This window comes from Methanogenium cariaci JCM 10550, assembly GCF_001315945.1.
In the GTDB taxonomy this organism is placed as follows: domain Archaea; phylum Halobacteriota; class Methanomicrobia; order Methanomicrobiales; family Methanomicrobiaceae; genus Methanogenium; species Methanogenium cariaci.
This window is the reverse complement of the sequence record NZ_BBBG01000026.1, coordinates 1-14,531: the sequence shown is the minus strand read 5'-3', so window position 1 is coordinate 14,531 and position 14,531 is coordinate 1. Positions and strand designations below refer to the sequence as shown.

Here is a 14,531-nt window from a genome sequence, read left to right as displayed (position 1 = left end):
ATCCGCGGTCATATGATGCCAGCGGATCTCGTCGCGGGAGACATTGAAGCGTTTACAGAAATCCGCGATCATCCGTTCTTCATGATCCTCCGACAGGTCTTCCCGGAAGTAGGATGCCAGATAGACGATGTGTTCCCCCGTACCATTCCAGGGGGGGGCAAAGTTGGTGTGCCCGATGACCGCACCATACGGGGGGGCCTCATCCTTGATATTGACCAGTATATGCCCTGCAGTACGTCACGGGGGAGGGCCAGCGTCACGCAGGCGGCTCCCTGGTAGGGGGGGATGTCCGGGAGGGAAGGGCCGCCCAGAGCGGTGAGGGCGGAGGGCCGGACCGTCGAGATGACGGCGTCATAGGCGGTGCCGTTGACCGTCCACGTTCCGTCTTCGTTCTTCTTCAGGGAACGGGCCGGGGTATGGGTATGAATTGTTCCGCCCTTCTCCTGTATTGCATCCGAGAGTGCCGTGATCAGGCTCTGGTAGCCATGCCGCAGATATCCCAGTCGTTCCCCCCCCTGCGGCCCGCGGTCGGAACGGATGGCAATTCGTGATATCAGCCAGGCAGCCGAGACTTCATGACGCCGGTCCCCCCCGAATTTGCTGCGCAACAGGGGGGGTGCAAAGAATGAGTCATAGACATGCTGCCCACAGGTGTCCAGAATGAACGCGTCTGCCGTCATGTCATCATAGGAATCTGCCTGATATTTCCCGGCCCGGAGTGTCAGAAGACCGAGCCTGAATTTATCGCGCAGGGTGAGAAGCGGATAGCGAAGAATTTCAACGGGGGGGGACGTCAGAGGGTAGATGTGCCCTTCGCTGAAGTAACCGGTGCTCCCGTTGAGCCAGGTGAGATCTGCTGCGAGGCCCAGTTCATCCATGAGCGCCAGGAGATGTGCATCACCGGAAAAACAGTGATGATAATACCGCTCAATAAAGGTGTCCCGGACGGGAGAGGAGGACAATAAGCCCCCCGCCTCTGCTGAAGCCTCCAGTATGTCAACGGAATGTGTACCGGAGAGCCGATATGCGGCAGAAAGACCGGTTAATCCCCCACCTATGATGCAGATTCTCATTATACATCTATTATTAACAAGAATTGGCATAAGAAAGTTTTTGAAGTTATGAAAGAAACATATTTTGTAATCTGAAGAAGCGATTATCTTCATTCAATCAGATGGTGTTCACATATGAGAGTTTTTTTCATAGGATTCGGCCAGGCAGGCGGAAAAATTGTCGACATGTTTATAGAACAGGACAAGAAGGCACCGACAAGGAGTTTCCGGGGGGGATTGTGGTGAACACTGCACGGACGGATCTTATGGGTCTCGACAATATCGAGCTCAAAGATCGCATTCTCATTGGGCAGACCGTGGTCAAAGGCCATGGAGTCGGCACTGATAATGTAACCGGAGCAAAAATCACCGCAGACGAGATCGACAGTATCATCAATATCATCGACAATCGCGGCACCCATGACATTGATGCATTTGTTATCTGTGCCGGTCTGGGAGGAGGTACCGGATCCGGTGGATCACCGGTGCTGGCCCGTCACCTGAAACGAATTTATCGGGAACCGGTCTATGCCCTGGGTATTCTTCCTGCACCCGAGGAAGGGAGACTCTACTCCTACAACGCAGCCCGCAGTCTCTCAACACTGGTAAATGAAGCGGACAACACCTTCATATTTGACAACAGTGCGTGGAAGAATGAGGGAGAAAGTGTTCGCGGTGCCTACCAGCGTCTCAATGACGAGATCGTCCGCAGATTCGGCGTGTTATTCCGTGCAGGTGAGGTTAGTAAGGCAGGTATCGGTGAGATGGTTGTTGATTCGAGTGAGATCATCAACACCCTCCGCGGCGGTGGTATGAGCAGTGTCGGATATGCGATCTCGGAAACTGTCAGTAAGAGCACCCGGCAGAAACAGGGTTTTGGCGGTGGCTTCCTGAGGGGGGGTCTGAAGAAGCGGGAAGTAGCAGAGGAAGTACTCACCGGCGAAGACAAATCGGCAAAGATTATCGGTCTTGTACGCCGTGCGATGCTGGGTCGTCTGACGATGCCCTGTGATTACACGACTGCCGAACGTGCGCTTGTGCTGGTAGCAGGGCCACCCGGCGAGATGGACCGCAAAGGGGGGGTCGAGAAGTCCAAATCATGGGTTGAAGAGAACATCGCGGGTGTTGAAGTCCGTGGTGGTGACTATCCGACAGAGAGTTCAAAGGTGGCTGCTGTGGTTGTGCTTGCAACGATTGGCGACGCACCGCGTATCCGCGAACTAATGGAAATTGCAAAAGAAACAAAGGAGGATGTAGTCAAGTCCAAAGAACGTCGTTCATCCATGTTCGACGGAGACGAGATTGATCCGCTCTTTGAATAATAATCAGAGAATCAGGTGAAATACACCATGAAACGGGGGGGATTTACACTAATACTTTCATTAATGCTTGCGCTCTGCCTGGTGCAGGGTGCAGCGGCAGCAGATTTTGTTGAGGTCATTGGGGGGGACGTTGACCCTGCATCCGGGGGGGATCTTGCACCAGGAGAACAGGTCATCGTCCATGTTGTTGTCAAACTAACCGGCAGCGGGGATAAGGGCACGTTTAACATCAATGAAGAACTTGAGGCATACACCGAACTTGATGATCCTGAATGGGATTATACCGTTAAGGTGAATAAACAGGGAATCCCGAAACAGACCAGCAGCCGGTATGTGCGCCTCCTTGGATGGGACATTTCCTACCCGGATGAAAATGACGTGACGGTGGACTATGCCCTTGCCGGAAAGGTGCCTGCTGTCTCACAGACCTCGAAAACTGCTCTCTTCCGTCTGCGTCAGCTGGATGAGGATGGCAAAGTCTGGGCCGGCAACGAGTTACTCATTGAACGCACGGTGATCAATCCCGGAGATGTCGACAAGATACGAGATCTCCGTGAAGAACAGATCAATGAGCTTCGTACGTCGATTGATGAGTATACCGCACTTGATGTGAATGTCGCACAGGCCGAACAGCTCTACCAACAGGCAGACCAGAAGGTCGATCAGTCAAAGACCGCCAGTTACTCACAGGCGAATGTGTTGCTTGGGGGGGAAGCAGGAACACTCATTGAACAGGCAGAGGCCAGTCTGGAGGATGCCTACGCCAGCAAACTCATCGACAGTGCACAGGTGACCATCGATCAGGTCAACGGTGACGTCAGCTACTTCATCAACAACCGGAGTATGTCGGGCGACACCCGTGTTACCGCTATCCAGAATAAGGTCTCTCTCGCAGAGACAAAGATGTCCCAGGCAAAGGACTTCCGTGACAACAAGGATTACTATCAGTCACGCCTGAATGCCAACGAGGCACAGCTGACGGCAAATGAAGCGCTTGCGATGTCCACCGAAGTGAGAGAGGATATCGGCGAAGGTGGGTTGCTTCCCGACTTCAGCGGGCTTGGAACGTATGTGATCATCCTCGTGGTCGTTGTCATCATTGCAGGCGTCGGGTTTGTCATATACCGTCGGTATAACAAATGGGATGAACTGGGATAACGGTTCTCCTCATATTTTTTATTCAATTTATTTTTCTGTTTTTTAAGTGGTTTTTCACTGAGTTGTTTTTTCTGTCATAGGCATTCTCATCCACCGTTGTCTATGGGCGGGCATGCGATCTGCTGTCCTCGCCAGCACCATCATTTTTTGATTTCTCTTTTTTTGGGCAATCTCATAGCTATGAAGAGCGATGAGAGAACTCGCCGTCCCTTTTACTCCGGTCCATCGGAGAGGCTGATATCAATTGAAACCGGATAGATCCTGTCCGGATGGTGGTCACTGCGATCCCGGAAAATGGACGGTCAGGGAATACAAAATAAATCAAAGAATCTGAATGCCAAAATGACCGGAGAAAAAAAGAGAACGGAAAAAAGGAATGCACGTCAGGCAGTGGTGTTCCCCCCCGGAACAAAGAGATTCCAGTTCACACTGCCCAGCTTCCCGTCGCGGAAGAAATAGTATGCCACCAGCCGGTCTCCGTTGTCATAGATGGAGAACCAGTAGCTCTGCCGGATGACATCCTTTCGCTGATACCCCCCCGGCACGTCAGAGAATCCGTCCGGACTGCCGGATACGATGACGTCATACGTTCCGTCGGCAAAGTGATCCGGATTGTCGGCCGCTGACGAGAGATAGGTTATTTTCTCCGCACGATCGCCGCGGTAGTACCACGGCAGCGGCCATACGCCCTCGGTTGTCACCGCCGTCTTATTCCCTGCATCAATGAGGGCGAAGAGCTCCCGCAGCTCCTCGGAGTTCTGCACCTGCACAATCGGTTCATTGATATCGGCAGGGGGGGTGAAGGCGACATGCGCCATCATCACGATGAGGAAGACGGACAATGCGAGGGCCAGGACTGCCTTCTTGCGGGTCATTAAAAATGCCGCCACAAAGATCATCGGAAGGAGCTGGTGCACAATCAGCCACGGTACCTTCTCACCGATGATGGCATAGACGCCAAGTGACGCCACCATCCACCAGATACAGAAGAGGGTAAAACCGAGATGACGGTCGAATCCCGGCTGGTCCGCACCGTCGCAGAGTGCTCTCGCCATCCGGGAGAGGAAAGAGGGTGCCCTTTCCTCTGTCTGTGGGGTGGCCTTTCCGGCTGTTGCATCTTCATCTGCGGCCTCTGTCTGGGTCTTTATCGGCTCGGCAGGTTCCGGTGCGAATTCAGATCCTGATTCCGCATTTAATGAAGTGTCTGATCCTACATTGACATCCGATTCGGAATACGATATCTCATCTTCCGCTGCCGCTGTCACTTCCGGCACCGGCATGCGGCAGCTTTCTGTTTCGTCTTCATCTGGCGCCGGGAGACTGGTCTCGCAGACTGCGTCTGTGTCTTCCCCCCCGGTCCGTGTCCCGGAAGCAGGGTGTTCTGTCTCCTGCTGCTTTTTTTCCGGAGGAAGATGACACAGAGGGCCGCCTGCAGGGTTCCCACCAGTGCCAGCAGGTATATCGGCACCTCATAGAGCAGGAAGAGCAGGATATAGAAATACGGCGGCCCCCCCCAGACGCTGCTGGGACGACATCGCCGTCCAGTGCTCGATGGCCTGGAATGCGCCGGTCCACAGCACCTCCGGGTGGGCGCCGAACGACGAATAGAAGAGCGATCCCACGGCCAGCATCACCACACTGCCGAGGATGAAGTCCAGCCACCATCCCTTCTTCAAATGCACCCACTTCAGCAGCACTGCCGCGACAAGGAAGACGCCGAAGATCATCAGGATGAGTGGCATATTCTCCTTGGAACAGCAGCCCAGCCCTGCGGCAAGGGCTGCCACAACAACATAACGACGCTGCCCGTACTCAAGATAGTACAGGAGTGCCACCAGAAAAAGCAGGGTGAAAAACGCGATGAATATGTCATTGCGCAGGAACCGGGAGAAGTAGACCATGTTCGGGGGGGATATCGCAAGGAACAATGCCGCGATAAGGGCACTGCGTTTTCCCAGGTATCCCAGCCGGTATATCGGCCAGACCAGAAGCACCATCAGGGTGCCCAGCAGCGCCGGTACAATCCGTGCAACCAGATCCGAATCACCCAGGAGGGCGAACATACCTGCGGTCGTATAATACAGCAGTGGACCGTGATAAACCGGATCGTATACGTATGTCCCTTCGGTCAGCAGTTTAAACGAGAACCAGGCATGCACCGCCTCGTCATGATGAAAGAGCTTCAGGTCAAGAAAGAGAAAACGCAGAACGAGCGCGAGAATAAAGATTAGAATAAACAGATGTTCAAAGCGTAACCTACCGAGAAATGTTGGAGAGGAATCTGCGGCTTCCACGCCGCACCCTTAGTTCTCCAGAACGATTTCAATGCCAATGTCTTTTGGCACCTGAATACGCATCAGCTGGCGCAGTGCACGCTCATCTGCATCAAGATCGATGAGGCGTTTGTGCACACGCATCTGCCAGCGATCCCAGGTTGCTGTCCCCTCACCGTCAGGACTCTTGCGAATCGGGACGACCATGCGCTTGGTGGGCAGTGGGATAGGACCTGCGAGGTTTACGCCGGTACGTTCTGCAATTTCTCTGATACGATCACAGACCATCTCAACTTGTTGGAAGTCTGTTCCTGAAAGACGAATTCGTGCTTTTTGCATATATGTCACCTAAAAAATGAGAAGGATATTATCTCATATCTTTGGCAATGACTTCAATGCACATGCCTGCTGCAATAGTTGATCCCATATCACGGATTGCAAAGCGACCCAGCTGAGGAATCTCTTTGATCTTCTCGATGACCATTGGGGCAACCGGGCGGAACTTGACGATTGCTGCATCGCCGGTCTTGAGGAACGTTGGGTTCTCTTCTTTGACCTGGCCGGTGCGTGGGTCGAGCTTCTTCTGAAGTTCCATGAAGGTGCATGCAGTCTGCGTGGTGTGGCAGTGGAAGACCGGAGTGTATCCGACGGTGATTGCACTGGGGGGGTGGTGAAGTACCACAATCTGTGCGATGAATTCCTCTGCGACTGACGGAGGTTTATCTGCAGGACCACAGACATCACCACGGCGGATGTCGTTCTTGCCGACACCACGGACGTTGAATCCGACGTTGTCACCAGGCAGTGCCTGATCGTGCTCTTCGTGGTGCATCTCAATGGACTTGACTTCTCCGGTCACGTTTGCGGGCATGAAAGAGACTTTCATTCCCTTCTTCATGATACCGGTCTCGACACGTCCGACAGGGACGGTTCCGATACCGGAGATGGAGTATACGTCCTGCACAGGAAGGCGGAACGGAAGGCTGGTTGGAAGCTCAGGTGCCACCAGTGTGTCAAGGGTCTCGAGGAGTGTGCGTCCCTTGTACCATGGGGGGGTGTTCTCGGAGCGGGATGCGATGTTGTCACCAACGAATGAGGACATCGGGATGAACTCGACATCGTCCGGTTTGTAACCAACCATCTTGATCAGGTCAGAGAGCTGCTTCTTGACTTCATTGTAGCGCTCTTCACTGTATTTTGATGCATCCATCTTGTTGATGCCAATGATGAGCTGGTTGATACCAAGAGTACGGGACAGGAAGACGTGTTCCTTTGTCTGCTCCATGGGGCCGTCAGGTGCTGCAACGACAAGAAGTGCTGCGTCAGCCTGTGATGCACCGGTGATCATGTTCTTGACAAAGTCACGGTGGCCGGGGGGGCAGTCTACAATGGTGAAGTAGAACTTGTCGGTGTCGAACCTCTTGTGAGCGATATCGATGGTAATTCCACGTTCCCGCTCTTCCTTGAGGTTGTCCATAACCCATGCAAATTCGAATGATCCCTTACCTTTGGACTCTGCTTCCTTCCGGTAGTTCTCAATAATGTGCGCAGGGACTGCTCCTGTCTCGAAGAGAAGTCTCCCAACAGTTGTTGACTTCCCATGGTCGATGTGCCCGACCACGGCAAGGTTCATGTGTGGCTTATCAGCTGCCATATTTCTATAACCTCCAAATCGTAAGGATGGGCTCGTCAGACGTCTGCCCGGTCGCTTTGATACGAGTATTATTAATAGGAGGGGGGGTGGGTATATAAAAGATTTCTTCAGAGGGTGACGCTGGATGTACAACAGGGTTCCCTACCAACCGACACCCTGATATGACATCAAATTCCACCTAAATCTTTGGATGAAGACGTTGCCATTGAACAGAACCGGCCCGAACGATATGGTGAAGGTCATGTGTGCGGAAAGGGAAGAAGTGTCCGTCTATAGCAGGTGCGCATTCTGTGCCCACTGTGAAGGTGCCGTTGTCGGGCGCCGTGAGATGCCCAACCCGCAGAAAAAGATTATTGAAGATATGAAAATTGGCAAGGGAGGGGATGACGAGCTCCAGAATGCCGCAATGACGTTTAATCTCTTCATCAGGGATGGAAGCGCCCTCCTCTGCAGTGACGATAAAAACGAAGGATTCCGGTCACTGTATTCCTACCAATAGTTCCCTGCGAAAACCATTTTTTCATTTTTCTATGTGCCGGACCGGTGCGATTTCGGGTATTTCACGAGGTGCCAATATCATCAATACAAAGGAGAACCGCGGTCATACATGCCGCACTCCCCCCCTCCCTCATGCGCGGTATTCTCAGAACCCGGTGACGGCCAGGGCGAGGAGCACCATCCCGCGCGTCAGTTCATGGGACGCGCCGACGATATCCCCCATTCACCCCGCCAAAGAGCTGCCGCGTTACCACCAGGAGCAGACCTGCAGTCAGGAGCGCTGCTGCCCCCCCTGCTGCCCCCTGCAGAGATTGGACTGATTGGTAACAGAAGGAGCGGCAAAACCAGCAGGCAGGAGAGGGGAACAAACCACCAGCGCGCAAATGTCCGGATATAGGAGAACATCCCCCCCTCACGGAAGGGGGGGCGGCCGGTGGCAATGAGCAGCACTTGTACAAACTTTCCCATCACCTCTGCAATGAGGATTGCACCGGCAATCTCGGTGACCGTGGTGATGCCTGCGTAGGCAAGCAGCATGACGATGACTGCCGTCCCGACGGCACCCGCGCCGAGCGTGCGGTCGGTGAGGGCGGTCACCCGTTTCTCCCTGCTGCCGTGGGCCATCATGCCGTCGCCGAGATCACAGAGACCGTCGAAGTGATTAAACCCGGTCAGCACCAGGGCGACGGCAAGCGCAACGGCACCGGCAATCTGCGGTGATGCAAAGAGCAGGGAACAGAGTCCTGCCACACCTCCGACGAGGTAGCCGGAGAGGGGGGGCAGGAGGTAGGCGTGACGGGCAAAGGCGTCATAGTCGGCAGACCTGCCCATCGGAAGAATCGTGGTAAACTGGAGCATCGCGCGAAGCGCTTCGGTAATGATCATCGTGTATTCCACCATTCACTATCAGGCTATAACTGCCTTTTTATCCTTATTTCAATGGCAAAGCAGGGTTGTTTCGAAAACAAATTCATTTGTGCTAACTATTGCGATTTGCAACTATTAATTACTCGTTCACCCAACAGTCAGATAATGAGTATTATTTCTGAGAAACCTGAGATCACCTTTTCCCGCCCGATGATGGGCGTGGTAATCGGAAACACCCGAGTATCAACGGTGCCCGGTATTTCTGCAGCAGGTCCGACACCGGAGCTTACGCTTGCCACATCTGCGCTTGACGGGAGATTCTCATCAACGGGAAGATCACCAGCGCGCCGGTGGTTCCTGTCAGTCCTACCGGCTGCGCCACGCCTGCCACCCTGACCCGCGCGATGGCCGAACTCTGCGAGCTTCAGCCCTTTGTGGTGAACGCGGGTCTCGCCTGGACTCCCACCTATCCTGCCATCGATGTCTACGGAGCATGTGGAGGAGATCCGCGGGAGGGCGATGCGGTTCCTGACGCGGAGGCACTCTATCTCCGGGGGAAAGACCCTCGGCAGCTTTCTGGGGGGAGCAGTCTGACTTTCTTCTTTTAGGAGAGAGCGTCCCCCCCGGCGGTACCACCACCGCACTCTGTGTGCTGCGGGCCCTCGGCTACACCGCCAGTGTCAGTTCCAGCCACGTGGAGCATCCGGCCACGGTGAAAGAGGAAATTTGTGCCGCGGTCATGCAGCGCATCGAGGAAGAGAACATTACTGACCCGCTTGCCATCGTCCGGGCGGCAGGAGATCCGATGATGCCGGTCTGCGCCGGTATCGCTGCCACCTATCCGGGCACCCTTGTCTATGCCGGGGGGGCACCCAGATGCTTGCGGTTGCAGCATTAGTCAAGGCACTCGGTGGCACTCCTCCCCCCACCTTGCCACCACCGTGTATGTCCGGGATGATGCAAACGCCACCTTTGTACAGACGGCAGCAGAAATTGGTGCCACCGCATCGTTCGTTGACCCGGACTTTGGCAATATCGGCCATCCCGGCCTTGCCCGTTACTGTGCCGGGGGGGAAGTAAAGGAAGGGGGGGCCGGTGCTGGCGGTGCCCTCTGGCTCGCGTCCATGATGGGCCATCCGAAGGTGGCCATCTGGGAAAAGATACGCGAGTTTATGAAGGATTACTCCTGATCAGGGAGTATGCCCGCCCCCCCGCACGGCTTCGTGGTGCTCCTCGGCTCGTCCTGTCTGAGCCTCATCCCCCCCGGACTTTCCGGTGCGGGCCGGACACCGGAGGATACCTGGAACACACCCGGCCGGGATGCCGCCTTTGTGGCGGGGGGGGCGGCCCTCTGCCTCCCTGCCTGACGGTGGCCGCGGTGACACGGGCGATGTGTGCTCTTACCAACATCGCTCCTCTTTTTCTCAGCGCCGGATATGCCGGTGACCTCTCTGTTCCTGCCGATGTGATCTCCCGCATCCCTGCAGGTGATCCCCGTGACGGGCCTTCCGTCCCGGACGCAGAGACTCTTGTCAGCAAAGCCGCAGAGACGGGTGTGGCCCTCGGGCGGGCGTATCGCACCCTCTGGCTGGGGGGGAATGCATCCCCCGGCGGGACGAGCCATGCCCTCTGCATCCTCCGGGCCTGCGGGATTCAGGGCAGGGTCAGTTCATCGGCGACGAACGATACCGCCGCCCAAAAAGAGGCGGTGTGGCACGGGGGGGTCGTAGCACGCTGCCCGGATATCCGTTCTCTACATGGCACTGCCCTCATCCGTGAGGCGGGAGACACGGTCATGGCCGCGGCACTGGGTCTCATACAGGGATTTCCGGGAGAGGTCGTCCTCTGCGGGGGCGACCCAGATGTGCGCTGTTGCTGCCCTCGCAGGCGATACCCGTGGCCGGGTCTCCTGCGCAATGACAGACTGTGTCTGGCATGACCCGGCAGCAGATGTGCCCCCCCGGATTGCACAGCGTGTCGGCGTTCCCGTGACCGTCTCCCCCCCGTCCCTGCCCGGTTTGTGCAGAATCCGTCCCCCCCGTCGCGGGCCTGCATCCGGGAGGTAAAGGAAGCTTCGGGGCGGGCGGCGCCCTTGCCCTCGCCCGCCGATGCGGGTTTTCCGAAGACGCGATCGAGACGGCACTGGCTGCCGTTATCCGCCGGTCCTGAGTGCGTCTTCTCTTCCGCACATCTGAAAAAGATATACCGTTGTGAAACAAACGAGTATAAAATGCATCCCATATATGTGGTCAATAACTTTGGCCAGTTTAACCACCTCATCCTCAGGATGCTCAGGGATCACGATATCGACGCAAAGATGATCAAAAACGACGTCCCTGTAGCGGAGGTCAGAGATTCCTGCCGTGGCATCATCCTGGGCGGCGGCCCGGACATCAGCCGGGCGGGCAATGCCCCCCCGGCCTATGTCGACACCGGACTTCCGGTTCTGGGCATCTGTCTGGGCCTGCATATCATATCCACCGCCCGCGGCGGCACCATCCGCCCCCCCGGTGCATCCGGAGGATTCGGCGGCATCGAGGTCGCGATCAACGACCATGACACCGTCCTCGCCGGTTACCCGGACACCATATCTGTCTGGGCCTCCCACGGGGGGGACGAGGTCGCAGAGGTGCCACAAGGGTTTAGGGTGCTTGCCACATCAGATATCTGCGGTGTGGAGGCAATGGCCCATGAGACCGAACCCATCTTCGGCATCCAGTGGCACCCGGAAGTCAGCCACTCGGTCGACGGATGCCGGGTGTATGAGAATTTCAACGCACTGACTCTTGACCGGGCCTGATTTTCATGACACCCACCCACAGTCTCGCTGATGACATCCGTCCCACCGGGTTTACTTGCCTGATGTGCGGCGGATGCTGCAGCAGAGGGGGGGAGGATGACGGCATGCTCGTTTTGGTGAGCGCACCGGAAATCCGGACGATTATGGACTCCACGGGACTGGCCTGGGACGAGATCGCAGAGCCCTATCCCGAGTGGATCCCTGCCGAAGGAGGCGGGCAGTTTACGCTTGCCTGGTGCCTGCGCCGGACCGAAACCGCCTGCATTTTTCTGGGTGACGATCACCGGTGCATGATCTACCCGGTCCGCCCCCTCATCTGCCGCACCTACCCGTTCGCGCTGGAAGAAGGCAGGCTCTCTGTCTATGCGTGTCCGGGCATCGGACAGAAGACCATATGCACTGAGGCAGAGCAGATTGCAGAGGAATGTATCCAACGGGACGCGGCAGAGGCGACCGATGCAGAACGCACCAGAGAGGTATTTATGGCCATGGACCTGAAACCAAACGAATATGCCGTCGTGGACAGTGAAGGAGTGAAACGGATTGGGTGATATAAAAATTGTCGGGACGGCTCATGTCTCGCAGAAGAGCGTCGACGAAGTGACCGACGCAATCGAGACATTTGAACCGCAGATCGTTGCAGTGGAACTGGACCGGGGGCCGCCTGATGGTACTGAAAGGGGAAGCGGCACCGCCGTCCGTCGATGCCGTCCTGAAAGGCGGGAACTTCTCCGCCATTCTTGCCCAGTGGCTGCTCGCCTATGTCCAGCGCCGTATCGGAAAGGAGACGGGTGTCTCTCCCGGCTCAGAGATGATGGCCGCCGTCGAACTGGCGGAGGAACGGGGGGGCATCCCGATTGCCCTTGCCGACCGGGACATCCACATCACCTTCAGCCGGTTCTGGCATTTGATGCCCATCACCGAGAAACTGAAGATGATCTATGCACTGGCAGGGTCGGTAACGGGCGCCGGGAAGGCGGGCGAGGAGATGGACATCGATTCGATGACTGATCAGGACATGATCTCGCTGCGATGGAGGAATTCCGCCGGTTCGCACCCAAAGGGGGGGCGGCAGCACTTATTGATGAGCGCGACGCCTACCTCGCCCATGCCATCAACGATCTCGGCAAGGGCTACGACCGGGTGCTTGCCGTGGTCGGTGCTGGCCACCGGGAGGGGGGGATACACCGCTACCTGGAACGCCCCGAGACCCTGCCCACCAAGGCCAGCCTCACGGAGCAGCCGAAGACCTTCCCGTGGGCGAAGTTCATTGGGTTCTTTGTCCTTGCGATCTTCGTCTTCTTCCTCGTCCTCATCGCATTCTCCGGCGCCGGTCTGGACGTGCTCCTCTCCGCGATGATCTGGTGGGTGCTCATCAACGGCATTCTCGCCGCCATCGGGGGGGTCTTTGCCGCAGGAGGGCATCCGTTCTCGGCACTGACCGCCTTTGCGGTCGCCTGGATGACGTCGCTGAACCCCCCCTTCATGGCGGCCGGATGGTTTGCGGCCATCACGGAAGCAAAGGTCCGCCACCCGACGGCTGCAGACTTCAGCCGTATCGCAGAGGCAGATGACCTGAACGATATGCGCAAGAACCCCCTGTTCAAGGTGGTCCTGGTCGCCGCACTCGCCAATATCGGGAGTATCGTCGGGACGTTTGTCTATATCATCTTTATCATGCCCATCCTCGGCATCGACCGCGGGAGATTCTGAGTGCGGGACTCACCAACCTGCTGGCGTTTCTGGGGGGGTATCCTTCCCTTCTGACGGGGGGACCGTTTCACGAAGCATATATTGGTGATGACTGAAACTAGGATATGAATCTTGGAACAACGATCCTCAAGGGCCGGCGCAGTATCCGGAACTACAAGGATGAACCATCCCTGAAGAGGCCATCGAGCAGGCAATGGAATGTGCACGCCTGGCACCGACCGCCCGGAACGGGCAGCCGTGGCTCTTTGGGGTCACCATGAAAAAAGAGACCCTGGAGAAACTGGGCGAACTGGCAAGCCACGGCAAGTTCATTGCCGATGCCCCCCCGCCTGTTTTGCCATCTTTGGTCTGCGTGATGAGAAATTCTATGTGGAAGACTGCTGTGCTGCCACCTCGAACCTGATCCACGGTCTCTGGGCCTACGGCGTTGCGTCCTGCTGGATTGCCGGGGACAAGATGGACTACAACGAGGCAGTGCGCGAGCTCATGAAGGTGCCGCCGGAGTATACGCTTGTCTCACTCATCCCCCCCGCCGGATACCCTGCAATGGGAGAGAAGATGGTGCCGCCGAAGAAGAAGACGTTTGACGACGTCACCTTCAAAGACACCTATCTGGATTAGGACATCCGCCCCGATTTCCAAAGAATACCAAATCTTTAATTTTTTTGAAATCCCAGACATTTGATATGAATTCTCCCCCACCTGCAGGTCGCCCTGGACATCCAGGAAGCCGATCGTGCAGTGCCAATCGCCGAGGAAGCGGTTGCAGGCGGTGCCGACTGGATTGAAGCAGGCACCCCCCCGCTCATTAAAAGTGTTGGAATGGACGTTGTCCGCAGCCTCAGAGAGGCGTTTCCGAATCACGAGATCATTGCCGACATGAAGATCGCCGACACCGGCACCATGGAAGTCGAGATGGCGGCGAAGGCCGGTGCAAGCATTGTCTGTGTGCTCGCCGACGCAGATGATGCGGTCATCCGTGACGCGGTGCGGGCGGCACGCCTCTACGGGGTGCGCCTGATGGCAGATCTCATCAACACCAAAGATCCTGCGGCACGATCGCGGGAACTTGAGGCACTGGGGGGGATAGACATAATCAACGCCCATGTGGGTATTGACCAGCAGATGATCGGCAGGAGCTCTCTGGATACGCTTGCCGCGATCATCGATGAGGTGACCGTGCCGGTGGCGGTG

The 14,531-nt window shown here is 56.4% G+C and carries 21 protein-coding genes and 2 pseudogenes; 15 read left to right on the top strand and 8 right to left on the bottom strand.

The features are described 5' to 3' along the window. Positions 1–68 precede the first annotated feature (68 nt). Positions 69–1,073, bottom strand: coding sequence for an FAD-dependent oxidoreductase (locus tag JCM10550_RS19205; protein ID WP_245619343.1), 1,005 nt, complete (start codon positions 1,071–1,073; stop codon positions 69–71). A gap of 114 nt (positions 1,074–1,187) precedes the next feature. Between JCM10550_RS19205 and JCM10550_RS14950 the strand changes: the two are divergent. After that, positions 1,188–2,374: pseudogene (locus tag JCM10550_RS14950) on the top strand (tubulin/FtsZ family protein). Between the two features lie 27 nt (positions 2,375–2,401). Next, positions 2,402–3,532: a hypothetical protein gene (locus JCM10550_RS14945; RefSeq protein ID WP_218185259.1), complete on the top strand. Its 1,131-nt coding sequence runs from the start codon at positions 2,402–2,404 to the stop codon at positions 3,530–3,532. A 383-nt stretch (positions 3,533–3,915) separates the two neighbouring features. Here JCM10550_RS14945 and JCM10550_RS14940 read toward each other — a convergent pair whose 3' ends face one another. Genes JCM10550_RS14940 through tuf form a run of 5 tightly spaced genes read right to left on the bottom strand, consistent with a single transcriptional unit; the run spans position 3,916 to position 7,459 of the window. Continuing rightward, entirely contained in the window at positions 3,916–4,797 is an 882-nt protein-coding gene (locus JCM10550_RS14940) for a hypothetical protein (RefSeq protein WP_157200329.1), read from the bottom strand. Further along, positions 4,794–5,000: a hypothetical protein gene (locus JCM10550_RS23715; protein WP_062400263.1), complete on the bottom strand. Its 207-nt coding sequence runs from the start codon at positions 4,998–5,000 to the stop codon at positions 4,794–4,796. Before JCM10550_RS23715 ends, JCM10550_RS14940 begins: the two co-directional genes overlap by 4 nt. A 1-nt stretch (position 5,001) precedes the next feature. Beyond that, complete coding sequence (locus JCM10550_RS14930; protein ID WP_062400261.1) at positions 5,002–5,826, bottom strand: flippase activity-associated protein Agl23; 825 nt, start codon at positions 5,824–5,826, stop codon at positions 5,002–5,004. Positions 5,827–5,835: 9 nt separating this feature from the next. Beyond that, positions 5,836–6,144: a 30S ribosomal protein S10 gene (gene rpsJ / locus JCM10550_RS14925; protein ID WP_062400313.1), complete on the bottom strand. Its 309-nt coding sequence runs from the start codon at positions 6,142–6,144 to the stop codon at positions 5,836–5,838. A 28-nt stretch (positions 6,145–6,172) separates the two neighbouring features. Then, positions 6,173–7,459 (bottom strand): translation elongation factor EF-1 subunit alpha, encoded by a 1,287-nt coding sequence (gene tuf, locus JCM10550_RS14920; RefSeq protein WP_062400259.1) that lies wholly within the window; start codon positions 7,457–7,459, stop codon positions 6,173–6,175. A 190-nt stretch (positions 7,460–7,649) separates the two neighbouring features. Here tuf and JCM10550_RS14915 point away from each other — a divergent pair, with 190 nt between their 5' ends. Beyond that, the gene (locus JCM10550_RS14915) at positions 7,650–7,958 is read left to right on the top strand and encodes a hypothetical protein (RefSeq protein ID WP_062400257.1); all 309 of its coding nucleotides are present in this window, start codon (positions 7,650–7,652) and stop codon (positions 7,956–7,958) included. Positions 7,959–8,146: 188 nt separating this feature from the next. On the opposite strand, the gene JCM10550_RS14910 is transcribed toward JCM10550_RS14915, so the two are convergent. Continuing rightward, entirely contained in the window at positions 8,147–8,857 is a 711-nt protein-coding gene (locus tag JCM10550_RS14910) for an adenosylcobinamide-GDP ribazoletransferase (protein WP_157200328.1), read from the bottom strand. Positions 8,858–8,982: 125 nt separating this feature from the next. Then, the gene (locus JCM10550_RS23710) at positions 8,983–9,123 is read right to left on the bottom strand and encodes a hypothetical protein (protein ID WP_245619341.1); all 141 of its coding nucleotides are present in this window, start codon (positions 9,121–9,123) and stop codon (positions 8,983–8,985) included. 51 nt (positions 9,124–9,174) lie between these two features. Here JCM10550_RS23710 and JCM10550_RS23705 point away from each other — a divergent pair, with 51 nt between their 5' ends. The 12 genes and pseudogenes from JCM10550_RS23705 to JCM10550_RS14875 form a co-directional block, all read left to right on the top strand. Then, positions 9,175–9,432 (top strand): hypothetical protein, encoded by a 258-nt coding sequence (locus tag JCM10550_RS23705; RefSeq protein WP_245619340.1) that lies wholly within the window; start codon positions 9,175–9,177, stop codon positions 9,430–9,432. Between the two features lie 41 nt (positions 9,433–9,473). Further along, positions 9,474–9,722 (top strand): hypothetical protein, encoded by a 249-nt coding sequence (locus JCM10550_RS23700; protein ID WP_245619338.1) that lies wholly within the window; start codon positions 9,474–9,476, stop codon positions 9,720–9,722. A 43-nt stretch (positions 9,723–9,765) separates the two neighbouring features. Continuing rightward, positions 9,766–10,014 carry a hypothetical protein gene (locus JCM10550_RS23695; protein WP_245619337.1) on the top strand — a complete coding sequence of 83 codons (249 nt, stop codon included), beginning with the start codon at positions 9,766–9,768 and terminating at the stop codon, positions 10,012–10,014. Positions 10,015–10,023: 9 nt separating this feature from the next. After that, on the top strand, positions 10,024–10,191 hold the full coding sequence (locus JCM10550_RS19200; protein ID WP_157200327.1) for a hypothetical protein: 168 nt from the start codon (positions 10,024–10,026) through the stop codon (positions 10,189–10,191). Between the two features lie 11 nt (positions 10,192–10,202). After that, a complete protein-coding gene (locus JCM10550_RS14900) occupies positions 10,203–10,763 on the top strand; it encodes a hypothetical protein (protein WP_218185258.1) in 561 nt (186 codons plus the stop codon). Next, positions 10,741–10,890 carry a hypothetical protein gene (locus JCM10550_RS19195; RefSeq protein WP_172673932.1) on the top strand — a complete coding sequence of 50 codons (150 nt, stop codon included), beginning with the start codon at positions 10,741–10,743 and terminating at the stop codon, positions 10,888–10,890. The genes JCM10550_RS14900 and JCM10550_RS19195 overlap by 23 nt, the downstream gene beginning before the upstream one ends. Before the next feature lie 164 nt (positions 10,891–11,054). Next, complete coding sequence (locus JCM10550_RS14895; RefSeq protein ID WP_062400311.1) at positions 11,055–11,624, top strand: GMP synthase subunit A; 570 nt, start codon at positions 11,055–11,057, stop codon at positions 11,622–11,624. Positions 11,625–11,629: 5 nt separating this feature from the next. Continuing rightward, positions 11,630–12,175, top strand: coding sequence for a YkgJ family cysteine cluster protein (locus JCM10550_RS14890; protein WP_062400253.1), 546 nt, complete (start codon positions 11,630–11,632; stop codon positions 12,173–12,175). Then, positions 12,168–12,635 (top strand): hypothetical protein, encoded by a 468-nt coding sequence (locus tag JCM10550_RS23690; protein WP_245619335.1) that lies wholly within the window; start codon positions 12,168–12,170, stop codon positions 12,633–12,635. The genes JCM10550_RS14890 and JCM10550_RS23690 overlap by 8 nt, the downstream gene beginning before the upstream one ends. A 21-nt stretch (positions 12,636–12,656) precedes the next feature. Further along, positions 12,657–13,337 carry a hypothetical protein gene (locus tag JCM10550_RS23685; RefSeq protein ID WP_245619333.1) on the top strand — a complete coding sequence of 227 codons (681 nt, stop codon included), beginning with the start codon at positions 12,657–12,659 and terminating at the stop codon, positions 13,335–13,337. 104 nt (positions 13,338–13,441) lie between these two features. Continuing rightward, positions 13,442–13,958: pseudogene (locus tag JCM10550_RS14880) on the top strand (nitroreductase family protein). Between the two features lie 69 nt (positions 13,959–14,027). After that, positions 14,028–14,531 (top strand): orotidine 5'-phosphate decarboxylase / HUMPS family protein (locus JCM10550_RS14875; RefSeq protein WP_172673933.1); only part of this gene is annotated, 504 nt, incomplete at its 3' end.